The organism is Blautia marasmi, assembly GCF_900258535.1.
GTDB lineage: Bacteria > Bacillota > Clostridia > Lachnospirales > Lachnospiraceae > Blautia > Blautia hominis.
The window spans coordinates 1174458-1199042 of record NZ_OIWX01000001.1 but is presented as its reverse complement, the minus strand read 5'-3'; the positions used below and the strand labels follow the sequence as shown (position 1 = coordinate 1199042).

Genomic DNA, 24585 nt, shown 5'->3' with positions numbered 1-24585 from the left:
CCATGAAAAAGACCGAATACAACGAAAAAAAAGCCCAGGTACTGGCCTATTTTGAGAAGGCACACATAGCACTCACCGAAGAAGAGAAAGCAAACATAGAGATCGCCGATTTCGGCCTGAACGACCTGGAACACATCGGGCTCCAGCTGATCACCTACATCAATACACCAAGGTGCTGTTCCAAAGAGATGGTCCTCTTCCCGGGACAAACCTGTCCGGAACACTGCCATGCCCCCATCCAGTCACTTAATTACGAGGGTAAAGAGGAGACCTTCCGCTGCCGATACGGCACAGTCTACCTCTATGTAGAAGGCACCCCCACCCAGCCGCTGACCGGAAAAATCCCAGCCAGCTATGAAGACACCTACACTGTCTATCACGAGATTATCCTTCATCCCGGCCACCAGCACACCATCCCACCCAACACAAAACACTGGTTCCAAGCCGGCCCCCAAGGCGCCATAATCTCAGAATTCAGCACCACCAGCCAAGACGAGTACGACATCTTCACCGACAAAAACATAATAAGAACACCCATACTAGATTCATAATTTTTTTCATACTCTTTTATAAAAAAGCCAAATGCGTAAGCCCATTTTTCAATCCACTTACGCATTTGACTTTTTTCTTTACCTACCTACCGGCAGAAAAAACCAGGAGGATTAGGAGGCGGGGGCTGGAGGCAGCAGGGTATGGGGGGAACGATGTACAGAGGAGCGCCGGGAAGATCCACCTGCCCCAGACACTTAATGAAGAGCCCACTGGCGATGAACTTAGTGACTGGGAGCAGGTTAGCTTCCCGGCAGCGGAACGCTTCGTTCCCCCCATACCCTGCTGCCTCCAGCCCCCGCCTCCTGATCCNGGGGCAGGCAGTGGGGGATGAAGGCGGACGGGCGATTGGGGCAGGGTACTGTTCTCCTTTGGCAGCCAGCTTCGTTCCCCTTCAACTAAGCGCTAACTTCGACTAAGACGCTCAGCAAAGGCTTCGCGCCAAGTCTCCGTAACCGCTTATTTTCAGGCTCTCTGCCGCAATGTCTGCCAAAGGAGAACAGCACCCTGCCCCAACCGCCCTGGTTTTCTCAAGCCAATAGGGGATTTGCAGTGATATTGTCATGGTGATAGAGATGGGATAAGATGAAGATGGGGTGTTTTTAATGGGAGAAGACGGATACCTGTCCAAAATAAAATTTATATCCATACTTGACAAGTTGAACTGAAACAATTATAATTACAGTATAAACTGTAACGGAAATAGCCACAGTATGTATAATCTGCTCACCATATTAGAATCCTATACAGCAGAGGAAAGGAAAACACATGAAGAAAAAGAAACAATGGCTTCTGGCGGTCATAGCCGCAGGTATCATGGCAGCAGCGCTGTCTGCGTGCGGACAGGACAAGACCAGCCGGGATACAAAGTCGGCCCAGGAGGACACAATGAAAACAGAGTATAAAAAGATCACAGCAGAAGAAGCGAAAGAGAGGATGGATAAAGGCGATAAGATCATTATTTTGGATGTCCGTACAGAGGAGGAGTACCGGGAAGGACATATACCCGGAGCGATTGTGATCCCAAATGAGACGATCAGCAGCGAACCGTTAAAAGAACTGCCGGATTTAGATCAGGAAATCCTGGTATACTGCCGGAGCGGCAACCGCAGTGCCCAGGCTGCTAAGAAACTGATAGAGGCAGGATACACCCAGGTATACGATTTCGGGGGGATCACGGACTGGCCCTATGATACAGAAAAATAAAAAACAGTAATTTGATCTCCTCATAGCTGCCGGGTATTCACACACAAAGTAAAACCAGCGCACCATGGATTCCTTCCTCCACAGTGCGCTGGTTTTTATACATCCTTATTCAATTTAATGAAATGATAACTTTCCAGTACCTGAAAGAATTTAGCCAGCCTCTCATAGAGAGGGGCTGCCTCCTCACCAAAATGTGCATCCACCTCTTTGCCCAGTTCAATAATATTTTTCTTACCATCGATCAAAGGCCAGACGAAACTTCCCAGCTTGTCCAGATGGACATGGGTGTATTTTGGGCGGTTAAAGCATTTTTGTGCCAACCGGTTGAAAAATCCGGTGTTTTCCACATCCAGGGTTACAATGCCCTTTTTGTCTGTTTTCCAGGTGAGGAGTGTATTTCTCTCAGGAATGAATTCCAGATAGTTCTTATCAATTACATTTTCTTTGTTTTTCATTATTTGTTCTCTTTACGTTTTCTCCAGAGAGAAAATTTGAGCAGACTAAGGATTACCAGTGCAAATACAACAAGGCTTCCGATGTTGGAAACTGCTGTCGGCAGATTGAGTTTGCCGGACAGGTCGATGGCTTTATCAATATGGAAGACTGCAAAGACAGCCAGAAGAATGCCCACCAGACCTTCTCCGGCGATCATACCGGAGCAGTAAAGCACACCGTCATTGACAATGGCATCTTTTTTCTTTTTATCTTTCATATTCATTTTGTCAAATACCAGACGAACAAGTCCGCCAACCATAATGCAGGCATTTAACTGGACCGGAAGATATACACCGATTGCAAATGGAAGTACCGGGATACCCACGATCTCCACTGCGATCGCCAGGAATACACCGATAAATACCAGTGTCCATGGCAGGTTGTTTTCCATAACACCTTCCACGATCATCTTCATCAGCATGGCCTGAGGTGCACCCAGTTCTTCGGAACCAAATCCCCATGCAGCATTCAGCAGGTATAACACACCGCCGATTGCCAGAGCAGCAGCAAATACACCGATGAACTCACCAATCTGCTGTTTCTTGGGAGTGGAGCCCAGAAGGTAACCGGTTTTCAAATCCTGTGAGGTATCGCCTGCAATGGCAGCTACGATACAGATGATGGAACCGATTGCGATAGCGCCCTGCATTCCGTGGATTCCGCTGTCGCCTGTTGCCTTCAGCAGGATAGTGGCGATCAGCAGCGTGGCAATTGCCATACCGGAAACAGGGTTGTTGCTGCTTCCTACCAGACCGACCATTCTGGAAGATACGGTAGCGAAGAAGAAACCGAAGATTACTACGATAATGGCACCCATGAAAGTTACCGGAATCGGAGGAGCCAGCCAGATAGCAATCGTGATCAGAAGCACACCGCCCAGAATGACACCCATATTCAGATCCTGTCCTGTTCGGGTTGTGTTGGTATTTGTATTGCCTTTCAGGCTCTTCATGGCATCACGGAATGTACGGATGATCAGGGGCAGGGATTTCACCAGGCTGATGATACCGCCCGCTGCCAATGCACCTGCGCCGATATAACGGATGTAACTTCCCCAGATAGCACTTGCACCGCCTTCTGCGAACATTTCACCGATGGGGGCAGTTCCCGGATACAGAGTCAGGTCAGCACCGAAAAGCACAACAGCCGGAATCAGAACCATCCAGCTTACCAGACCGCCGGCAAACATATAAGAAGAAATACGAGGACCACAGATATAACCCACACTCATAACAGCCGGATAGATCTGCGTTCCGATTTCACCTGCAAAGCCCTTTACTCTCAGGGATACTTCACTTGGAACTACTTTCAAACCGTCAATGACGAATTTGAAGACTGCCGCAAATCCCATACCGGCAAATACAGTGGACGCGTTTGCGCCTCCTTCTTCACCTGCCAGAAGGACTTCCGCACATGCAGTTCCCTCCGGATAAGGAAGAATGCCGTGTTCTTTTACAATCAGGGCATTTCTCAGCGGTACCATGAAAAGTACACCCAGAAGGCCGCCCAGCAGGGCAATCAAAGTGATTTCCAGAATACTCGGGGTTTCCATTTTGCCATCAGCAGCCCATAAGAACAGGGCAGGTAAAGTAAAGATGGCACCGGCAGCCAGAGACTCACCGGCGGAACCGATGGTCTGTACAATGTTGCTTTCCAGGATGGAATTCTTGCGCATGATAACGCGGATGACTCCCATGGCTAGAACGGCTGCGGGGATGGACGCGGAGATTGTCATACCTACACGAAGTCCCAGGTAAGCATTGGCAGCGCCGAAAACGACGGCCAGAATGATACCCATAACAATGGAGGTGACAGTTAATTCCGGCGTTACGCGCTCGGCCGGAATATAAGGCTTGAATTCTTTTTGTTCATTCATAGTCTTTCTCTCCCTTATATTTTATGCTCTCCTATTATATCGAAAAATATAAAAAACTGCAATAAAGAAAAGAGTTCTCAGAGTAAATACCAGTAAATTACGGATAAATATGACAAATAAAGACACAATCCTACAAAAATAATGTATAATATAAAAATATCATACACCTAAAATACAGTATGAAAAGCAGGAGAAGAAAAAAGTGGGGCGGAAAAAGAAAAAATATGTGGAGGACCATATTTTCAGAATATATCCGGACTATCCGTTAATGGTACTGGATAAAATCGCATGGGCAAAAGCAGGGGCAAATGATCCCCTTCATTTTCATTATTATCTGGAGATTGGCTATTGTTATGAGGGGCAGGGAACGATCATGAGCGAGGGGAAAGAGGCAGCCTTCAGTCCGGGAAGCATCAGCCTTGTGGCACCGAATCTGCTGCATGCCACACGAAACGAAAATGGCGTGTATACTATGTGGGGGTATCTGTTCGTAGACTTGGAGGATTTTGTAAAACTGTTTTCATTCATTGATGAAAGAATGCATTTGAAACTTTGCAGACAATTATTTTATGGGATCCAGATTTTGGATGAGAGGAAACATGGGCAGATCACCTCTCTGTTGAAACAGATCTTCAAAGCAGCGGATGAAAAAAAGGGAACCTATAAGGTGCAGATCATGAACATGCTGTGTGCCTTTTTGTTTATGCTGTATGATGTGCTGGAGCATGATCATATGGCTGAGGAGGAGGCAGTGAGCCTGCCCCTTCTGCCGGCCATTGATTATATATTCGACCATTATATGGAACAGATAAAAGTGGGTGAGCTGGCCGCAATGTGCCATTTCAGTGAGAGCCATTTCCGTAAGGTGTTCCAGAAAATGAAGGGGCTCGGTCCGGTGGATTACATTAACTGCATAAGAGTCAGGGAAGCGTGCTGGAGGCTCCAAAATACAATGGAGCCGATCAGGATCATCGGGGAGAAGTGCGGCTATCTCTCCATATCATCCTTTGAGCGGAATTTTAAAAAACGTATGGGCGTTCTGCCGGCAAAATGGAGGGAGGAAAGACGGCTTTACAGAAAAAAGGAGAGGGGAGAATACGAAATTAAAAAGATCCTGGTGGAGGAGCAGAAATGAAACAGGAAAGAAAATCAGATTTGATTGTTTAAGGAGCGATTTTGCTTACTATGAGGAAGGCTTATCCTGTATTTTAAAGGTATGAATCTGACAATATGACGGGAGTTAAAAAGGGAGAATAAAAGTCATATGTCAAAATGTACAGGAGGAGCTTTTATGAAGAGAAAGATTGTGACGGTTTTACTAACTCTTTCCATGGTTCTTAGCAGCATTATTTCGCCTCTGGAAATAAAGGCGAAAACAGAAGCGGCTGATAACCAGAGTGTGGAGTGGAATGGGAATACCTGCGAGTATCAGGTGGTACTCCCTGAGGGATATGACCCGGATGGGGGACTGCAATATCCGGTTATGTACCTGCTTCCGGAGGACGGATTGGGAAATTATCCGGAGGGAATGGAAGATGTACTGCAGGAAACCATGTCCGGGGAAAAAGGAATGGATATGATCCTGGTAAAACCTGTATTTACCATGGATATGGACGTACGGCAGGTCATGGATCTGGTTGCTGCTGATGTGGATGCAAAGTATAATACGGTTCCGGGAGCCGCCAACAGAGCAGTTGTGGGGACCGGTGTGGGTGGATATCTTGCATATATACTGGGGTTGACAGAGACAAAAGAATCTGAGGACCGGGAGGATCCAAAGGAAGCGGAAGAACAGTCAGAAGAGACGGCAGGTCAGACGGAAACAGACGTGGATTCCCGGGCCGGGCAGGATAATGAGGAAAATACAGACATAGACAAATCGGACTCCTCGGATTCTGATACACAGGAGAGCGGAAAGACTGAGGAAGCAGATACACAGAATCCGCAGGAGAGCGGAAAGACTGAGGAAGCAGATACACAGAATCCGCAGGAGAGCGGAAAGTCTGAGGAAGCAGATGCACAGAATCCGCAGGAGAGCGGAAAGTCTGAGGAAGCGGATGCACAGAATCTCCAGGGGACCGGAGAGACAGTAGAAACAGATATACAGAATCTTCAGGGGACCGGAAAGACAGTAGAATCAGTAGAAACAGATATACAGAATCTTCAGGGGACCGGAAAGACAGTAGAAACAGATGTACAGAATCTCCGTGGAACCGGAAAGACTACGGAAGCAGATACACAGAATCTCCAGGGGACCGGAAAGACAGCGGAAATAAATGCACAGATTCCACAGACCCCCCAGGATACCGGAAAAACTGCGGAAATAGATGCACAGACCCCACAGGAGTCTGGAAAGAACGCAGAAACAGATGCACAGACCCCTCAGGAGTCCGAAAGCAATGAGGATACCGATGCACAGACTCCGCAGGAATCCGAAAAGAATACGGACATGAATGCACAAAAACCGCAGGAGACCGATACGGATGCACCCGAAACACTTGATGCACAGCAGAAGGTAATTGCAGGCACTCCTCTTACAACACCTAAAACATTCGGCATGATCGCCAGTATCAGAGGTGATTTTGTCAGCAGTGAAAACCCCTGGTATGAGATATACGGTGATGTATATGATTATTTAGTGCAGTGCCAAAATGCAAAGAAGGGATTTTATAACAGTTTCTACACGTACATGGATGCACCGGCGGGCGATGGATGGACAAATATGGCCCACTCTACCAGCGATATGGGCGCATTGTTTATCAGTTGGGAAAAATCCATTTCCTTTGACTATCATGAATTTACGGTCAGAACAGGCTCTTACAGCGCCAAATACCTGCAGGAATCCCTGGAAAGAGTTGTAAGCCGCATGACAAACCGCTTTATTTCCGGTATGGCGTCAGGAAATGTTTCTCTGAAAAAAGCGGCGCTTACAGGAAATGATAAGACAGCGGAAGTGAACTATTCCATAGAGATTGGAAATAAGTATGCTGAATTTTTCCAGGGAGGGAACAGCAATATGGATATCACCATTGCAGTTCTTGATCCCTCCACAAAAGAGGTATTATACGATACCACCATTTCACAGACCATAAACGGCCCCGGAAAGTATGAGGGCGGCGTGAAGGTTCCGAATAAAGTAAATAAGACGTCCTCCACGATCCAAATGTACGCTGATCTTTTAGGCGTCCGCCTGGACCTTGATACAGCCACACTGATCCGGATCCAGGATACCGGGGAGTCGGAAGATGAGCAGCAGATCGATCTGATGGGGGACTGGTACTTTAACTATGTAGGGTTGTCTGACCCGTTTCAGGCAGATACATTGACCGCAGAGGAATATAAATCATGGTCCGTGGTTCAGCCTGCCCTTGCCAACTGGGAACAGGGATTTGGAAATATTACAAAAATCTGGTATATGAACACCGGCTGGGGCTGGTATGCCAGAACCTTTGAACTGCCGGAAGATTTCACGAAAGAGAATTTGACACTTTCCATCGGCTATATGGATGACAGAGGCGAAGTTTTTGTCAACGGAAAAAGAGTGGGAGGTACCGGTGTCAAGGAAGACGGCAGCAGTACAGGGGATACAACCTGGGCTGTTCTCAGCAAATTTTCCATTGACCCAAGTATTTTGAACTACGGTGGTACAAATACGGTGTATGTGCATGTATACAATGATCCTCCGTACGGCGGCGGCGGATGGTACAGCGGTCCGGTTGGCCTTTACAGTCAGGCTGCTTACAATAAACTGCAGGGCCTGCCCTCCAGAGTGCCTGAAAAAGAAGTAAAAGAGTCTGTAACAGAGGCAGTTGCATATCAGAATACCTGTTTGGAAGAAGGAAAGATAGAAGACTATGCAAATACAATAGCAGAGGACTACTTCTCATCAGGAAATAAAAAGGAAGACAGGGTAAAAGAGGCAGAAGCACTGATAAATGAGAATGACATTACGGATATTGAGGATACCGGTATTACCATATTTGAGACAGAGGATAAAGAGGGTGTCACTTCTTATTTATACAATGCAGAGAGAAAAATTACTTTTGCAGACGGAAATATACAGGAAATAAAGTTCCAGGATACATATATCAGCAGAGATGACAGGATTTATATGTATGGAAACCATTCCAGATTTTTTGAGACTTCATACGATTCTGCTTATGCGGCATCCGCGGCAGGTGCAGAAGGAACAGCAGAAGAAAAATATCTGGTATACCTGCCGGAAGGGTATTTTGAATCTGACAGAAATTATCCGACTACTTATCTGCTGCACCAGTTTAACAGTGACCATACATCATACATGACAGATAATGTAGACAGGCTTTTTGATGAAGCGATTGAGGAAGGTCTCATTGATGAAATGATCGTGGTAATACCAAACAGTGCGGAAAGCAGTTGGTGGAGAGGTGACTGGGAGAAGATGGTCACAGATGAGATAGTGCCCATGATGGATGCGGGGTACAGGACGATCCGGGATGCCAGATACCGTTTGACAGCAGGAGCATCCATGGGCGGACAGGGGGCTTATGGCCTGGCTCTGCGCAATCCTGATTTGTTTTCAGGTGCAGTCAGCTTCTTCGGAGCGTTCAGTATGGGTGGTGACTACAGCCCAAATAAAATTGTACAGGAGGTATCAACAGAATACCTGCAGTATTTTTCCATGTATTTTATGTGCGGAAACCAGGATCTCTATGGCTTCGGCGTTCCGGCCATTGAACTGGATGCCGCTCTTACGGAACGTGGTGTGGAGCATTGCTTCTTCATTGAGAACGGGGACCACAACAGTGAATTTTATATCCCTTACTTCAAATCCGCATTTTCTTATGTGAGAGATCATATGTATCAGGCAGACGAAACGGTGACAGAGCAGATTGGCGGTTCGGCGGTTCTGGAAAATACAGATGGAAAGGCCATTGTAAAGGCCGGGATCAAAGTTGAGGACAGCATCAGCAGTTATATGAATAAGATACCGGAATCCATATACACAGAGAATGAAGCGCCGTCACTCTCCATACCGGTTACCCTTGCGGTCACACAGGGAGGTAAAACCGTATACACCGCATCTGAACGGGACTATACGGCAGACGGTTCTGCAGAAGACAGTTTTTCTTATGACATAACAGGCAGTATCAACCCCGATGAAGCATATGATGTGAGCTGGACGGCTGCTGTTTTTGATAAGACAGTGGAATTGGCACATGTAAGTGTTGAGAAAAAGGATGATGGCAAGGACCCGTCTGATGATGGAAAAGATGACGGCAAGGACGATGGCAAAGATGATGGTAAAGACGACGGAAAAGATGACGGCAAAGGCGGAGATAAAAAAACTCCCGGTACAAAACCTTCCGATCAGGGAGGTGGTACAGGAAGCAAGGGGACTAAGACAACAAGTGCCGGCAATGCCAAGACAGGAGACGAGACACCGATTGTACTTTATCTCATATTAGCGGCCACAGGACTGGGCGGGATCGGCCTTGTAATAAAAAAGAAAAAACAGGTCCGCAAGTCATAATATTTTGAGTTCTGTAAATATTATATAGGAAGGAAGTGGCAGCCCGACAGACAAATCCGTCTGCCGGGCTGGTCCATTTAGATGGGAAGCACGCAGAAAGGCTTATTTTTTGCCAAAATTTTCGAGAAAACCTGTTGACATGCCCGGATAAGTGTAATATAACCTGACTTTTGCAGATGATTAAGTATAAAAATACCCGTTAGCCCAGCAAATAAGCTGACTAACGGGTTTGTCTTTTTGTCATATTTTCATGGTGTATTTTCACTTTTTTGTGGCTGCTAAAACTTTTTTTATTTCACNCCTGACTTTTGCAGATGATTAAGTATAAAAATACCCGTTAGCCCAGCAAATAAGCTGACTAACGGGTTTGTCTTTTTGTCATATTTTCATGGTGTATTTTCACTTTTTTGTGGCTGCTAAAACTTTTTTTATTTCACCAAGAGTTCTGATTCTCTTACTGAAATCAATATCAAGAACCTTGCCGATGTCTTTCTGTACATTGTCGTAGTAATCAAACAAGTAATAGTTCTGTTGAATTAGGGTACAGCTTGCTTTAGAGAGTGATTCCAGAAGCTTACCAATGCTGTATTTTTGCTCTAACTTTGTTTCAAGTATGCGAGCGATGGTAAGGGCCACAAAACAGGTAAGAAAATGTGCTTCTATATGTTCTCTTGTCCATACATATACGGGTCTGGCTTCTAATTCGCTTTTAGTTACCTTAAATGATTCTTCGATTTTCCAAAGTCCTCGGTACATGTCAATGATTTTGTCATCACTTTCATCCATTTCACTTGTAAGTAAAACATAATAACCATCAAGTGCCTCTTCTTCACGAAGCTTTGCTTCGTCAATTTCTAAGATGGAAGATGCGGTTAAAATTTCACCAGTATCTTTATCATAATCGATTTTCTTTACATATTTTGCTGCACCATAAGAAGTTGCTCGGGTATAACCACCTGGATTTTTTGCAAGGTCTGCAGCTTTTGCAAGAGCCGCAGCACGATCGGCTTTTGCTCGTCTCGCATATTTTTCACTCCAAAAGACAACCTGCTTTTCATGTACAGTTTTCTTTAGCTTGCGTCCGGTTTGAGAGGTGACTTGAATCGTGCGAGGGTGCTTGCGTGACTTTCTTTTATATTCAGTGCCCAGCCAGGTATAATCCTCTTCGTCGAGCACATACTTTTTCATTTCTTTATCAGCACCACGTACAGACATGCTGAATACATAGCCATCTTTTGTGGGAGTATTAATGGTATACCAAATGTTATCACCAGTGGTCATTCCTTTATCTGCAACAGAAATAACACGACCAAGATCAAACTCTTTTTTGATTCGCCCAAAGTTTGGACGATAGGTGAGGCAGTCGTTGGTATTTCCTGCAAAAAGTTCGTAGGTAATAGGAATTCCATTGTTATCCATGAATAATCCCATCTGTACGATTGGGTTTGGACGGTGTTCCTTGGAAACACCTTTTCGAAGGAAATCATTCTGGTCATCTGATTCGAAATAGTAATTCGTCACATCGTAATAAATAAGGCTGGTGTCCCTACCGTATTTCTCTTTGATTTTATCGTTCATCCAGACTTGAAGGCTTTCTTTGTGTTTTGAAAAGAAGGAAAGACAGCGATAAACATCATCTAAAGAATAGTCTGTTTTTTCGAAGAACTGTTCCCTGTTATCAAAAGAAGCTTTCTTTGATGCTGGAAAGAGAAGCCTTGAATATACAAGCATCTTCATGATAGTATTTGCATCAAACTTCTCTTTTGAATGGCGCCTGCGATTAATAAGGAACTTATCAATTTCAAGTTCATGATAAATCTTACTTAGAGCAGCATAGCCAAAGTTTTTTCGAAGAGAAGTATCATCCGTGCACAAACGATCGGAAGGATAAAAAGTAAAGTTAATGGGAGCTTGCATCGCATTTTTTTCGATTTTTAATTCTTCAGCACGTTTTTGAAAGTGGGCAATAGGATCATCATATAGTTTTTCCAATTCATCAAGATAGCCCAAAGATTCAACAGTCTTAGAACGAGACATTTTTCGCTGTTTGTCATAATAGGAATCTACAATTGCCAGATAGATACGTCCTTTTGATGTTTTAGTTTTTCTTAAATGCATAATTGACACCTCCAATACCCTTATTATATCATATACATCCACATATATCCAGTAAAACATGACAAAAAAATAAAACAAAAAATGCCCGAATGCCTTATGAATAAAGCAATCGAGATATATCATCTTAGAAAGTAACTGCAAAAGTGTGGAAGTGGCAGCCCGACAGACAAATCCGTCTGCCGGGCTGGTCCATTTAGATGGGAAGCACGCAGAAAGGCTTATTTTTTGCCAAAATTTTCGAGAAAACCTGTTGACATGCCCGGATAAGTGTAATATAATATCTCAATGTGACGTAGTGCGAAAATACCTAGCCAAAAGCCCCGGTATGGTATTTTTCATTATAAATTTATGAATTTGAATATTACTGTATATGCTGAAAATTAGGAGGTAAAACCATGAACACTTATATGGCTAATCCGGATAAGATTGAAAGAAAATGGTATGTAGTGGACGCTGAAGGCAAAACCTTAGGCCGCCTTGCATCTGAAGTAGCTAAAGTTTTAAGAGGAAAAAACAAACCAGTTTTCACTCCTCATGTTGATACAGGTGATTATGTAATCATCGTTAACGCTGAGAAAGTAAGCGTAACTGGTAAGAAATTAGACCAGAAGATTTATTATCATCACTCTGACTATGTTGGCGGAATGAAAGAGACCACATTGAGAGAAATGATGGCTAAAAAGCCGGAAAAGGTTCTTGAACTCGCTGTTAAGGGAATGCTTCCGAAAGGACCTTTAGGAAGATCCATGATCAAAAAGCTGCACGTTTACGCAGGACCGGAACACAAGAATGCAGCTCAGAAGCCAGAAGTATTAACATTTTAATAGGAGGTAGAGAACATTGGCTAGTACAAAATTCTATGGAACAGGAAGAAGAAAATCATCTGTAGCTCGTGTTTACTTAGTACCGGGAACAGGTAAGATCACTATCAATAAAAGAGACATTGATGAATATTTCGGATTAGAGACACTGAAAGTTGTTGTTCGTCAGCCCTTAGTGGCAACTGAGACAGCAGACAAATTTGACGTGTTAGTAAACGTTCATGGCGGTGGATTTACAGGACAGGCTGGTGCTATCCGTCACGGAATCTCCAGAGCATTACTGGAGGCAGATGCTGAGTACAGACCAGTATTAAAATCCGCTGGTTACCTGACTCGTGACCCGAGAATGAAAGAGAGAAAGAAATACGGTCTCAAGGCAGCACGTAGAGCACCGCAGTTCTCCAAGCGATAATCGACATACAAAAACCCCGAAAAACCTCGAAGCCATGCGGCTTTCGGGGTTTTTCTTTACCTAAATGGTTTGACGAAATTTGACAGTATCTGATGTGCTTTAACTCAATTTTTACTGGTTAAATAGGGGTTAAATCGCAAAAAAGATAGGCTGACTGGTTAAATAATGGGCTAATTTCGAGCCGGATTCGGCCCTTTTTCGAGAACGATTTTTAGGATCATCTGGAGAGCAAATTTCCGCTGATGCAGTTTGGCATGGTTTGAATGAATTTGTGCAATCCAAATAAAATTTAACCTCAAGTTGCTTTTTACTTGAGGTTATGAGGAAGTAGCGAAGCGGATTCCGAATGTCCGATTTGCCTCGACAATTTACATAGAGCGTCTATGCGCCCCTACTCACGGGGACGGATAGGCGCTCTATTTTTTTGTCCAAAAATAAGGAGGTGTTTCAAATTGAACGCACAAATCATTGCAATCGCAAATCAGAAAGGCGGTGTTGGAAAGACCACCACCTGTGCCAATCTCGGCATTGGACTGGCACGGGCAGGGAAAAAGGTGCTGCTGGTGGATGGCGATCCGCAGGGGAGCCTTACCATCAGCTTAGGAAACCCGCAGCCGGACAAGCTGCCGGTTACGCTCTCTGACATGATGGGCAAGGTTCTTACCGACCAGCCGATAGCACCGCACGAGGGAATCCTGCACCATGCAGAGGGGGTTGATCTCATGCCAGCAGATATTCAGCTTTCCGGCATGGAAGTATCGCTGGTAAACGCCATGAGCCGGGAAACAGTCTTAAAGCAATATTTAGACACTGTGAAGCGGGACTATACCCATATTCTGATAGATTGTCAGCCGTCCCTTGGTATGTTGACGGTCAACGCCCTTGCCGCCGCCAACAGGGTACTGATTCCCGTCCAGGCAGAGTATCTGCCCGCCAAAGGCCTGGAACAGCTTTTGCAGACCATCAGCAAGGTGCGGCGGCAAATCAATCCGAAGCTGCAAATTGACGGTATCCTGCTGACAATGGTGGACAGCCGGACGAACTTTGCAAAAGAGGTCAGCGCTTTGCTCCGGGAAACCTACGGCGGCAAAATCAAGGTGTTTGGAACCGACATTCCCCATTCTGTCCGCGCCAAAGAAACCAGCGCCGAGGGCAAGAGCATCTTTGCCCATGACCCCGGCGGCAAGGTGGCGGAGGGGTATGAAAATCTGACAAAGGAGGTGCTTAAAATTGAAAAGCAGCGCGAAAAATGTAAAGCTGGCTTCGGTCGATGACCTGTTTTCCACAGAAGAAAGCCGAGCCGATGTGGAACATGAAAAGGTGATGGAAGTTTCGCTGGCGGAGTTACACCCGTTCAAGAATCACCCGTTCAAAGTCAAGGATGATGAAGCGATGATGGATACCGCCGAGAGCATACGCCAGTACGGCGTTCTGGTGCCTGCCATTGCCAGACCAGACCCGGACGGCGGCTATGAACTGGTTGCCGGACACCGCCGCCACCATGCCAGCGAGATTGCCGGGAAGGATACCATGCCGGTCATTATCCGCGATCTGGACGATGATGCTGCCACCATTATCATGGTTGACAGCAACTTACAGCGTGAGGAACTGCTCCCCAGCGAGAGAGCCTTTGCATATAAGATGAAGCTGGAAGCTATGAAGCGACAGGCCGGTAGACCTTCTAAAGAAAATGGTTCCCAACTTGGGAACGATTATGGCGGTAAGAAATCCAGTGAGATTTTGGCCGAACAGGTTGGGCAGAGCAAAAACCAGATATTCCGATTTGTCCGTCTGACCGAACTTATCCCCGAATTGCTGGATATGGTCGATGAAAAGAAAATAGCCTTTAATCCCGCCTATGAGCTGTCTTTCCTCAAGCCAGAGGAACAAAGACAGCTCATTGACGTTATGGATGAGGAACAGGCCACCCCGTCCCTATCGCAGGCGCAGCGGCTGAAAAAATTCAGTGCCGAGGGGAAGTTGGGGTACGATGCCATGTCCGCGATTATGTCCGAAGAAAAGAAAAGCGATCTGGATAAGGTGGTGTTGAACTCGGATGTGCTGAAAAAGTATTTCCCGAAAAGCTACACGCCGCTGCGTATGCAGGAAACCATTATCAAACTGTTAGACCAATGGCAGAAAAAACGACAGCAGCAACAGGAGCGATGAAAGGAGCCGCTTATGCAGGACATTTCCGCAAAAGAAATGAAAGGCCATAACATTCTGGCTCTGGAGCGATTCATGGACAGTACCCGGCACATGATTGAGTTTGTTGTCCGAAAAAAATCTGCTTATGGCTGCGTTGGCGATGAAATCCGCCTGTTCTTGTCCGATGAAGCCTACCGGCAGGCGCTTTTTAGCCAGAACCAGAAAGAGATCAAAATCAAGAGGTACGCCCATGTGATCGAGGGGAATATCCTTTATCAAAACCTGAAAAAGAAAGGGAGGGCTTAATCTATGTATTCTGAAAGGGCGATTACATCCGCAATCAAGTATATTTTTACAATCCTGCTTCCTGATTACAGTGATGAGGAAGTCGCAAAGGAGTTGGCGGGGCTGGACTTTGAAGCCATCGCGCAGGCTGTCCGTGACAACGCAAGGACGGTCTATGCGTTTGAAGCCGGCGGCGACTATGAACACGCTTTTGTTTACTGCGGGCAGGAGTTGTTTCCCCAGCGGGCGACAAAGTTGTTTGAAACAGTCAACCGCTGTCAGGCTGACTTCATCCTTACTTCCCATTCCTATGAACTGTGGCTGTTGGAGGATATGACGGTCATGGCGGTTTCCAACATGACGGTAAAGGCCGCTTGCGGAGATGCCAGCTATCTTGCGGAATACCGCACGGTCAAGGGAAAGCTGGATGCCGATTGTGACATCGGGTTTATGCCGGACGATTTGACAACAGAGCTGTTTGAACTGTGTGAGCCGCAGTTTGAGGGCGAAGCCCCATTCTATGAATTGTAAGGAGGGTATCATGTGTACGGAAAAAGAAATCCGGGAAAGTGTGCGGGAGTGTTATAACAGCGGCGAGGAGGACAGCCGTGATAAAAGCATACACGCCCTGTCACAGCTGGACGCGCTGCTCCACCCTGCGCAGGAACGGCGTTTCCGAATGAAGCCATACGGTTTTTACGGACGCGCCAAAACAATAAAATATCATTGATACTGCCGTAGTTTCACAGATTTGAAGCTGCGGTTTTTTTCATGCCAAAAAGCAGGAAGGGGTGAAGCCAATGGCTGTGTTTCGTGTCGAACGCACACGGGATTACACGGTAATGTCAAACTATCATCTAAGGGACAAAAGCCTGTCACTGAAAGCAAAGGGTCTGCTCTCACAGATGCTCTCGCTGCCGGAGGATTGGGACTATACCCTTGCAGGGCTGTCCTTTATCAACCGGGAAAGCAAGGACGCCATCCGGTCAGCAATCAATGAACTGGAAAAGGGCGGGTATATTATCCGCCGCCAGACCACCGATGCCAGCGGCAAATTCAGTGGGAATGAGTACATCATCCACGAAAGCCCTATGGAACCGGAACCGTCATTGGAAAAACCGTTGTCGGGTTTTCCGACAACGGATAATCCGTCAACGGGAAAATCGTCATCGGAAAATCCAACGCAATTAAATATAGATATACAAAATACAGAAAAAATAAATACAGGCAGAGTAAGTACCGATTCGATTCCTTTCCTTTTCGGGAAAACGGCGGCAAGCCCGCCGGAACCGAAACGAAGGGAAATGATGGACACAGATGATTTTGAGAATTATCGGAAATTGATTCTTGAAAATATCGGCTTTGAAGGCCTGTGCCAGCAATTCCCCTATGACACCGAAGCCCTGGAGGAAATTGTGGAACTGATGCTGGAGGTGGTCTGCGCGAAACGCAAATATACACGGGTTGCCGGAAGTGATTTTCCTCATGAGGTGGTAAAATCAAGACTTTTGAAGCTGGACAGCGAGCATATCCAGTTCGTGCTTTCCTGCATGAAGGAGAACACCACCAAGGTGCGCAATATCAAGCAATATCTGCTGACGGTACTGTTCAATGCGCCGGCCACTATCAGCAATTACTATTCGGCGCTTGTCAACCACGATATGGCACAGGGCAGCATTTAGCTGCCTTTTTTGCGGCCCGGATGCCGGGAGAAAGGAAACTGTTATGAAACGACCTTTAGCTTATATCACCGCCCCGTGGGGCGCAAATGAATTTGAAAACACGGAAAATGCCGCTCGGTACTGCCGGCTGGTTTACGAGGCCGGTTTTTCTCCCGCCTGCCCGCTTTTGTTCCTGCCCTTATTCCTGAAAGATGAGATTCCAGCGGAGCATAAGGACGGCATCGACATGGCGAGGGATTACCTCCGGCGCGCTCATGTGCTGGTGGTCTGTGGCTCCGTGGTAGATGAAACTGTAAAAAATGACATTGCGATGGCGGAGCGGCTGCGGATCACCGCCACCACGCTGGCTGGTATCCTCACTGTCAAAGGGCAGGGGCGCGATACCGGGAAAGGAGGACAGGACTGTGAGTAACAAAAAGACAATCGGCGAACTGATGGAGGAAATGCGGCTGAAAGCCGGAGCCAAGGAGTACGCAGGCCACGAATACATGGATCTAAACCGTTTTGCCCCGGATACCCGGCACATGGTTATCTTTGATGTCCTGACCCATGAATCGCCGGTGGGCGACAAAGGGGAGCGGATGCGCCTGTTCCTGACGGACGGGGGATACCAGAAAATGCTTGCCTGTCAGGAGCGCGGGGACATCAGGATTTTAAGCCATGCAAAGGTGGTAAGTGGCAATCTCTACTACGACCGCAAAGACCAGGTTCGGTAAGGGGGATGCCATGCAAAAGCACCTTTTGCGGCGGCTGGTGGTGCCGCCTTAGTCGGAATATGCCCTGCAAATCCCAAGGAAAGGAGCGATGAACGATGCAGGAAGAAGTTGAAAACCGAACCGTGACGCTAATTGTCAGCGGTTCCCGTTTTACCGGCCGGCTGTTAAAAGCCGCCATTTCCAAGTACATGGCGCACCTCAAAGAAAAGAAAGCGAAAAAGAGCCGGGATGCGCCGGTAATCCCCAAGGGGAAACAGACGGTCAAGCAGTTGGTGGGCCAGAACCAGGGCGTTTCCAATCTGGAAATCACAGACCCATCGGTACGGGATTTTGAGAAAATCGCCCGGAAGTACGGTGTGGACTATGCCGTGAAGAAAGACCGCAGCACCACACCGCCCAAATACATGATTTTCTTCAAGGCCCGTGATGCCGACGCCCTGACCGCCGCCTTTTCGGAGTATTCCAGTAAGAAAGTCAAGAAAGCATCGCGTCCCTCTGTCCTTGCCAGGCTAAACCACTTCAAGGATTTGGTGAAGAACGCCATCACCGACCACACCAGGAAAAAGGAGCGTGAACGATGAAGCAAATCAATATAAGAAAACTCGTTCTGCTGAATCTGCCGTATGTGGTGCTGGGGCTGTACGCCACCAAGCTGGGGCAGGCATACCGGCTGGCGGCTGGCGTGGACTTTGGCAGCAAGTTGCTTCACATCGGTGAGGGCTTTTCCGCTGCGTTCCAATCTCCCCTCCCCAGCTTCGTGCCGGCGGATTTATTGGTTGGCCTGCTGTGCGGCGCTGCGCTGCGGCTGGCGGTTTACATCAAGGGCAAGAACGCCAAGAAGTACCGCAAAGATGTGGAGTATGGCTCTGCCCGCTGGGGAACTCATGAGGACATTCAGCCCTATATTGACCCGGTGTTCCAGAATAACGTCATTCTCACGCAGACGGAACGCCTGACCATGAGCAGCCGCCCGAAAGACCCCAAGACCGCCCGCAACAAAAATGTGGTGGTCATTGGCGGCTCCGGCTCCGGCAAGACCCGCTTCTGGCTCAAGCCTAACCTGATGCAAATGCACTCAAGTTATGTTGTCACAGACCCGAAAGGAACCATTTTGGTGGAGTGCGGCAAAATGCTCCAGCGCGGCGCGCCCAAGCTGGGCAAGGACGGAAAGCCGGAAAAAGACAAAAACGGCAAAATCATTTATGAGCCGTATCACATCAAGGTGCTGAACACCATCAATTTCAAGAAGTCCATGCACTATAACCCGTTCGCATATATCCACAGTGAAAAAGACATCTTGAAGCTGGTCACGACCCTGATTGCCAACACCAAAGGCGAGGGAAAAGCCGGGGACGATTTTTGGGTGAGTGCGACTTGTTCGCAGGCGGTAACAAGCCTGCGCATGGGCACGATTTAATTTAATAAATCAGTCTATGAACTGATAGTTCAATAGGTGGAATGAAGGAGTAACGTCCGGAAACGCCTAGCCTTGATGGACATGCGTCGATTGTAAAGGTCGGGGTTTGAAGCTCCATGACAAAGGCTGAGAGTAACCGTAAGAGACTGCCAAATGTCTCACGAAAGCGCCCCAGAGGTGGGGTGTGTTACCTATAAGCCGAGGCTCTATAAAATACCTATGGTTAGTATGTTTGCTTTGGCGGGCAAACTGACGAATCTGTGAATGTACGGTTCTAAAAGAAGACCATATAGAAATGTATGGGTGCGTTAAAGCGCAGCCAGTGTGGTTTAGTAGAAATTTTCCCTACGAACGACCATGATATGTTACAGGCATATCCAAGCTGGCAGGACTATAGCAGAAACCTAAGGGTATAAATGTACAGATAGGACTATCGGAACAAGGAAAGGTAGCGAATCCCGGACAGGGATAATCTGACGAAGAACAATAAGCAGATGAATCGGTGCTGAAAGGTTGAGGTCGAACTGTTGATAGCTTCTGTAATGGAAGAAGTAGGAATGGCCTCTAGTCGGTTGTAAAAAGCATACATTATTCAGTCCAACATAAGGATTCGAATAAGACCAAAAGGGTCACTTTCAAAAGGAGGTGATGCCTTATGCCAAAGAAAAACAAAAACCTATGTGTAGATGATTTGCGGCACGCTGAATACTATGATATGCAGGATACCTTCGATGAGTTATATCAGAGAAGCCTAAGCGGCGATACATTTGAAAGTCTTATGGATTTGATATTGAGCCGGGATAACATCCTGCTCGCATATAGGAACATAAAGGCTAACAAAGGAAGCTACACAGCAGGTACGGACAACAGGAATATCACAGAAATCGGGGGAATGTCTCCCGACAAGGTTGTGGAGAAAGTGAGGTTCATTGTTACGGGGAGCCAGCATGGCTACAGACCCAAACCTGTAAGACGGAAAGATATACCAAAACCCAATGGAAAACTGCGTCCCTTAGGCATCCCGTGTATATGGGACAGGCTGATACAGCAATGTATTAAGCAGATTTTAGAGCCGATATGTGAGGCAAAGTTTTATAACAATAGCTATGGATTCAGACCAAATCGTTCGGTTGAGCATGCGATATCAAAAACTTACACGATGTTACAGAGAATGAATCTTCATTATGTGATTGAATTTGATATAAAAGGATTTTTTGACCATGTGAATCATAGCAAGCTGATAAAACAGATTTGGGCATTCGGAATACAGGACAAACAGCTTATATTTGTAATAAAGCGAATTCTGACAGCACCAATAAGAATGCAGGATGGTTCAACACTCATCCCTACCGAGGGAACTCCGCAGGGCGGCATCATTTCCCCCTTGCTGGCAAACATAGTGCTAAATGAACTTGACTGGTGGGTGGCTAGCCAATGGGAAGAAAACCCACTGGCATTAAAAAAAGCGAAATACAGAGTTATCAGAACGTCCGAGGTCTTAGATAAAAGCCACGGATATACGGTAATGAGGAGGACAAATCTCAAGGAAATGCATATCGTGAGATATGCTGACGATTTTAGAATCTTCTGTAGAACCAAGGAAGACGCTGTAAAAACAAAAGAAGCTGTCACAAAGTGGATTGAGGAAAGGCTGAAACTTGAAGTATCACCAGAAAAAACGAGGATTGTAAACACCCGTAAAAGATGGTCGGAATTTTTAGGCTTCAAAATCAAGGTCATTCCCAAACACCATAAGTATGTAGTCAAATCGGCAATCTGTGATAAAAGGCTAAAGATTGAAAAGGATAAATTAGTGGAGCAAGCTAAGAACATAGCAAGACCAAGGGAAAAAATAAGCTGTCTCAATGAGATAAGGCTTTATAACTCGATGGTTTTAGGCATACAGAACTACTACCAGCTTGCAACCTGCATCAGCCTTGATTGCAGGGCAATCCACAGACAGGTTATGACGGTACTTACAAACAGGCTGAACACCGAAAAGGGATGTATGTTAAAGCGTGAGGGCGGAACGATAACCCAGAGCGAAAAGGGAAGATTTGGAAAATCCAGGATGATAAGATATGTTGCTGGGATTGACCAGATGATTTATCCGATAGCATATGTGAAATTCAAGGTGGCAATGCCTAAAAGAATCAAAGTATGTAGCTACACACCAGAGGGAAGGGAACTAATCCATACAAGCCTCATTCTTAACAAGGCGGTCATGAATGGATTAAAAGATGACCGGATAACTGACCACAGCATAGAATACACGGATAGCAGAATTTCCTTATTTTCTGCACAACAGGGTAAATGTGCGATAAGTGGAGAAGTGTTCACGAATGCCTCAACAATAGAATGTTGGTTCAAGAAATCTAAAGAACAGGGTGGAGAAGAACGCTACAGAAATATGATTCTCATACACAAGAAATACCTGCCGTTATTACAGAAGACACCTCAAAGAGAATTAAAAGCCTTAACCAAAACACTTGAAATAACCAAAAAGATGATTTCCAAAATAAACAGTCTGCGTGAGCGGGCTGGTCTGCCAGCAATAGGGTAACGTAATAATTTGGTGACTGTTTAAATGTAGGCCAACACAATCGATGGGGCGCCGGATGCGGTGAAAATCGCATGTCCGGTGCTAGTCGGGGGAAAAGCCGGAGATTATATCAAAGGCTTACCTATCGAAACAGGCCGAAACGCTGCTGTATGTGGCGCTGATCGGCTATATCCACTATGAAGCCCCGGAAGAAGAACAGAACTTCTCCACGCTGATTGAGTTTATCAATGCGATGGAAGTCCGGGAGGATGATGAGGAATTTAAGAACCCCGTCGATTTGATGTTTGATGCGCTGGAAGCGGAAAAGCCCAACCATTTTGCTGTGCGCCAGTACAAGAAATACAAACTGGCGGCGGGCAAGACCGCAAAATCCATCCTGATTTCCTGCGGTGCCAGACTTGCGGTGTTTGATATTCAGGAGCTGCGGGAAGTGACCGCTTATGACGAACTGGAACTGGATACGCTGGGTGACCGCAAGACGGCGTTGTTCCTGATTATGTCCGACACCGATGACAGCTTTAATTTTCTGATCTCCATGTGCTACACCCAGCTGTTCAATCTGCTCTGTGAAAAGGCAGATGATGTATATGGCGGGCGTTTGCCGGTTCATGTGCGCTGCCTGATTGACGAGTGCGCCAACATCGGCCAGATCCCAAAGCTGGAAAAGCTGGTGGCGACCATCCGAAGCCGCGAAATCTCCGCCTGTCTGGTATTGCAGGCACAAAGCCAGCTGAAAGCTATTTACAAGGACAATGCTGACACCATCATAGGGAATATGGATTGCTCGGTATTCCTCGGCGGAAAAGAGCCGACCACGCTAAAAGAACTGGCGGCGGTGCTGGGCAAGGAAACGATTGATACCTATAACACCGGCGAGAGCCGTGGGCGGGAAACTTCTCATAGCTTAAATTATCAGAAACTTGGCAAAGAACTGATGAGCCAGGACGAACTTGCTGTCATGGACGGCGGCAAGTGCATTTTGCAGCTGCGCGGTGTCCGTCCGTTCTTTTCGGATAAATACGACATCACAAAGCACCCGAATTACCATCTCACAGCCGATGCGGACAGCAAAAATGCCTTTGACATTGAGGCGTTCCTGTCCACCCGGCTGAAACCAAAACCCAATGAAGTCTACGAGGTTTACGAGGTAGACACTTCCACGGACGCACCCGGTTAAGGGCTGCGTCTTTTTCTGTCAACCAACAACATTATGGAGGTATTGAACATGGCTTTTTTCACAAGTGCAATAGGCGTATTGCAGACCCTTGTCGTGGCGCTGGGTGCCGGCCTTGGCATCTGGGGCGCAATCAACCTGATGGAAGGCTACGGCAACGATAACCCCGGCGCGAAGTCGCAGGGTATGAAACAGCTGATGGCAGGCGGCGGTGTCGCCCTCATCGGCATCACCCTTGTGCCGCTGCTGTCCGGGTTGTTCAGCTAAACAGCGCCGGATTCCCCCGTAAAATGGCCGCGCGGCAAATGCCGAACGCAGGAAGGCTCCCCAACCATTTTGAATGAGCCGTTTGCCTGCCGGTTTTGCCGCCGTGCGGCTTTTGTTACATCACATTCTCACAGATTGCCCGCAAGGGCAGAAAACATGGAGGTATTTCATATGGCTTTTTTCAACAGTGCAGTAACCGTTTTGCAGACCCTCGTTGTGGCGCTGGGTGCCGGCCTTGGTATCTGGGGCGCAATCAACCTGATGGAAGGCTACGGCAACGATAACCCCGGCGCGAAGTCGCAGGGTATGAAACAGCTGATGGCTGGCGGCGGCGTGGCGCTCATCGGCATGACCCTTGTGCCCCTGCTGTCCGGGTTGTTCAGCTAATCTCTGTACAAAAAATCCTCTGCCCCTCCCGTGCCATGCGGGCGGGGCAAGAAAGGAGGGAAAGTTAAGTGGATTATATCAAGGAACAAATCACCCAATGGCTGAAGGAAATCCTTGCAGGCGGCATCGAAAGCAACCTGTCCGGGATGTTTGATACGGTCAACCAAAAAGTCGGGGAAATCTCCACACAGGCGGGGCAGACCCCACAGGGCTGGAACGGCGGCATTTTCAACATGATACAGAACCTGTCGGAAACCGTGATCCTGCCCATTGCCGGCCTGATCCTGGCTTTGGTGATGACGCTGGAACTGATCCAGATGATTACCGATAAAAACAACCTGAATGATGTGGACACCTGGATGTTTTTCAAGTGGATTTTCAAAACTGCCTGCTCAATCCTGATTGTCACCAACACATGGAATATCGTCATGGGTGTGTTTGATATGGCGCAGAGCGTGGTAAGCCGTGCGTCCGGCGTGATTGTCGGCAATACCGCTATCGACATTTCTTCGGTTGTCGATAACCTGCATGACCGCCTGATGGAGATGGACATTGGCCCGCTGTTCGGGCTTTGGTTCCAGTCCCTGTTCGTTGGCGTGACCATGTGGGCGCTGACTATCTGCATTTTTATCGTCATCTACGGACGTATGATAGAGATTTACCTGGTGACTTCCGTAGCGCCGATCCCAATGGCCACCATAACCAACCGGGAATGGGGGCAGATGGGGCAAGGGTACCTGCGCAGCTTATTTGCGCTGGGCTTTCAGGCATTTCTCATCATTGTATGCGTGGCAATCTATGCCGTGCTGGTACAGAACATTGCAACGGAAACCGACATCATCAAGGCAATCTGGACTTGCATGGGCTATACGGTGCTGCTGTGCTTCACGCTCTTTAAGACGGGGAGCCTTGCAAAATCGGTGTTTCATGCCTCGTAACCGCGAAAGGAGGATTTCA

General features: G+C 47.0%; 21 protein-coding genes and 3 pseudogenes. 21 read left to right on the top strand and 3 right to left on the bottom strand.

Translation table 11 applies throughout. The annotated features are described in order from the left end of the window. The first annotated feature begins 2 nt into the window (after positions 1-2). Both C6P39_RS05335 and C6P39_RS05325 read left to right on the top strand, forming a co-directional pair. Positions 3-551 (top strand): cupin domain-containing protein, encoded by a 549-nt coding sequence (locus C6P39_RS05335; RefSeq protein ID WP_104803078.1) that lies wholly within the window; start codon positions 3-5, stop codon positions 549-551. A 766-nt stretch (positions 552-1317) separates the two neighbouring features. Then, positions 1318-1755: a rhodanese-like domain-containing protein gene (locus C6P39_RS05325; protein ID WP_104803077.1), complete on the top strand. Its 438-nt coding sequence runs from the start codon at positions 1318-1320 to the stop codon at positions 1753-1755. 95 nt (positions 1756-1850) lie between these two features. On the opposite strand, the gene C6P39_RS05320 is transcribed toward C6P39_RS05325, so the two are convergent. Together C6P39_RS05320 and C6P39_RS05315 are read right to left on the bottom strand one after the other, a co-directional pair. Further along, positions 1851-2210: a PqqD family protein gene (locus C6P39_RS05320; RefSeq protein WP_095176084.1), complete on the bottom strand. Its 360-nt coding sequence runs from the start codon at positions 2208-2210 to the stop codon at positions 1851-1853. After that, positions 2210-4126 (bottom strand): OPT family oligopeptide transporter, encoded by a 1917-nt coding sequence (locus C6P39_RS05315; RefSeq protein ID WP_104803076.1) that lies wholly within the window; start codon positions 4124-4126, stop codon positions 2210-2212. The genes C6P39_RS05320 and C6P39_RS05315 overlap by 1 nt, the downstream gene beginning before the upstream one ends. A 202-nt stretch (positions 4127-4328) precedes the next feature. Between C6P39_RS05315 and C6P39_RS05310 the strand changes: the two genes are divergently transcribed. Both C6P39_RS05310 and C6P39_RS05305 read left to right on the top strand, forming a co-directional pair. Next, on the top strand, positions 4329-5261 hold the full coding sequence (locus C6P39_RS05310) for an AraC family transcriptional regulator (RefSeq protein ID WP_095176086.1): 933 nt from the start codon (positions 4329-4331) through the stop codon (positions 5259-5261). Between the two features lie 156 nt (positions 5262-5417). Beyond that, positions 5418-9638 (top strand): alpha/beta hydrolase-fold protein, encoded by a 4221-nt coding sequence (locus C6P39_RS05305; protein ID WP_158661465.1) that lies wholly within the window; start codon positions 5418-5420, stop codon positions 9636-9638. A gap of 386 nt (positions 9639-10024) precedes the next feature. Here C6P39_RS05305 and C6P39_RS05300 read toward each other — a convergent pair. Continuing rightward, positions 10025-11756, bottom strand: a pseudogene (locus C6P39_RS05300) (IS1634 family transposase). A 395-nt stretch (positions 11757-12151) separates the two neighbouring features. On the opposite strand from C6P39_RS05300, the gene rplM reads away from it, so the two are divergent. From rplM to C6P39_RS05215, 17 genes and pseudogenes are all read left to right on the top strand, one after another. Further along, positions 12152-12580, top strand: a complete 429-nt coding sequence (gene rplM / locus C6P39_RS05295) for a 50S ribosomal protein L13 (protein ID WP_065540580.1) — start codon at positions 12152-12154, stop codon at positions 12578-12580. Between the two features lie 16 nt (positions 12581-12596). Continuing rightward, the gene (gene rpsI / locus C6P39_RS05290) at positions 12597-12989 is read left to right on the top strand and encodes a 30S ribosomal protein S9 (RefSeq protein WP_095176088.1); all 393 of its coding nucleotides are present in this window, start codon (positions 12597-12599) and stop codon (positions 12987-12989) included. A gap of 452 nt (positions 12990-13441) precedes the next feature. Then, positions 13442-14263 (top strand): ParA family protein, encoded by an 822-nt coding sequence (locus C6P39_RS05285; protein WP_104803074.1) that lies wholly within the window; start codon positions 13442-13444, stop codon positions 14261-14263. Continuing rightward, positions 14220-15158 carry a ParB/RepB/Spo0J family partition protein gene (locus C6P39_RS05280; RefSeq protein WP_104803073.1) on the top strand — a complete coding sequence of 313 codons (939 nt, stop codon included), beginning with the start codon at positions 14220-14222 and terminating at the stop codon, positions 15156-15158. Before C6P39_RS05285 ends, C6P39_RS05280 begins: the two co-directional genes overlap by 44 nt. Before the next feature lie 12 nt (positions 15159-15170). Further along, the gene (locus C6P39_RS05275; RefSeq protein WP_104803072.1) at positions 15171-15443 is read left to right on the top strand and encodes a DUF5720 family protein; all 273 of its coding nucleotides are present in this window, start codon (positions 15171-15173) and stop codon (positions 15441-15443) included. A 3-nt stretch (positions 15444-15446) separates the two neighbouring features. Further along, positions 15447-15953 (top strand): hypothetical protein, encoded by a 507-nt coding sequence (locus tag C6P39_RS05270; RefSeq protein WP_104803071.1) that lies wholly within the window; start codon positions 15447-15449, stop codon positions 15951-15953. Between the two features lie 10 nt (positions 15954-15963). Beyond that, the gene (locus C6P39_RS05265) at positions 15964-16152 is read left to right on the top strand and encodes a hypothetical protein (protein ID WP_104803070.1); all 189 of its coding nucleotides are present in this window, start codon (positions 15964-15966) and stop codon (positions 16150-16152) included. A 70-nt stretch (positions 16153-16222) separates the two neighbouring features. After that, on the top strand, positions 16223-17104 hold the full coding sequence (locus C6P39_RS05260) for a DUF6017 domain-containing protein (RefSeq protein ID WP_104803069.1): 882 nt from the start codon (positions 16223-16225) through the stop codon (positions 17102-17104). A 43-nt stretch (positions 17105-17147) separates the two neighbouring features. Next, positions 17148-17516 (top strand): DUF7768 domain-containing protein, encoded by a 369-nt coding sequence (locus C6P39_RS05255; RefSeq protein ID WP_104803068.1) that lies wholly within the window; start codon positions 17148-17150, stop codon positions 17514-17516. Beyond that, complete coding sequence (locus C6P39_RS05250) at positions 17509-17820, top strand: DUF5720 family protein (RefSeq protein WP_104803067.1); 312 nt, start codon at positions 17509-17511, stop codon at positions 17818-17820. Before C6P39_RS05255 ends, C6P39_RS05250 begins: the two co-directional genes overlap by 8 nt. A gap of 95 nt (positions 17821-17915) precedes the next feature. Beyond that, positions 17916-18401 (top strand): PcfB family protein, encoded by a 486-nt coding sequence (locus C6P39_RS05245; protein ID WP_104803066.1) that lies wholly within the window; start codon positions 17916-17918, stop codon positions 18399-18401. Beyond that, positions 18398-19192 (top strand): annotated as a pseudogene (locus C6P39_RS05240) (type IV secretory system conjugative DNA transfer family protein); the annotation flags it as partial. The gene C6P39_RS05245 and the pseudogene C6P39_RS05240, both read left to right, overlap by 4 nt. Before the next feature lie 700 nt (positions 19193-19892). Further along, positions 19893-21800, top strand: coding sequence for a group II intron reverse transcriptase/maturase (ltrA, locus tag C6P39_RS05235; protein WP_104803064.1), 1908 nt, complete (start codon positions 19893-19895; stop codon positions 21798-21800). Between the two features lie 130 nt (positions 21801-21930). Beyond that, a pseudogene (locus C6P39_RS05230) lies at positions 21931-22977 on the top strand (VirD4-like conjugal transfer protein, CD1115 family); the annotation flags it as partial. 48 nt (positions 22978-23025) lie between these two features. Next, on the top strand, positions 23026-23241 hold the full coding sequence (locus C6P39_RS05225) for a Maff2 family mobile element protein (protein ID WP_104803063.1): 216 nt from the start codon (positions 23026-23028) through the stop codon (positions 23239-23241). Positions 23242-23412: 171 nt separating this feature from the next. Further along, positions 23413-23628: a Maff2 family mobile element protein gene (locus tag C6P39_RS05220; RefSeq protein ID WP_104803062.1), complete on the top strand. Its 216-nt coding sequence runs from the start codon at positions 23413-23415 to the stop codon at positions 23626-23628. A gap of 68 nt (positions 23629-23696) precedes the next feature. Further along, a complete protein-coding gene (locus C6P39_RS05215; RefSeq protein ID WP_104803061.1) occupies positions 23697-24566 on the top strand; it encodes a VirB6/TrbL-like conjugal transfer protein, CD1112 family in 870 nt (289 codons plus the stop codon). Positions 24567-24585 lie beyond the last annotated feature (19 nt).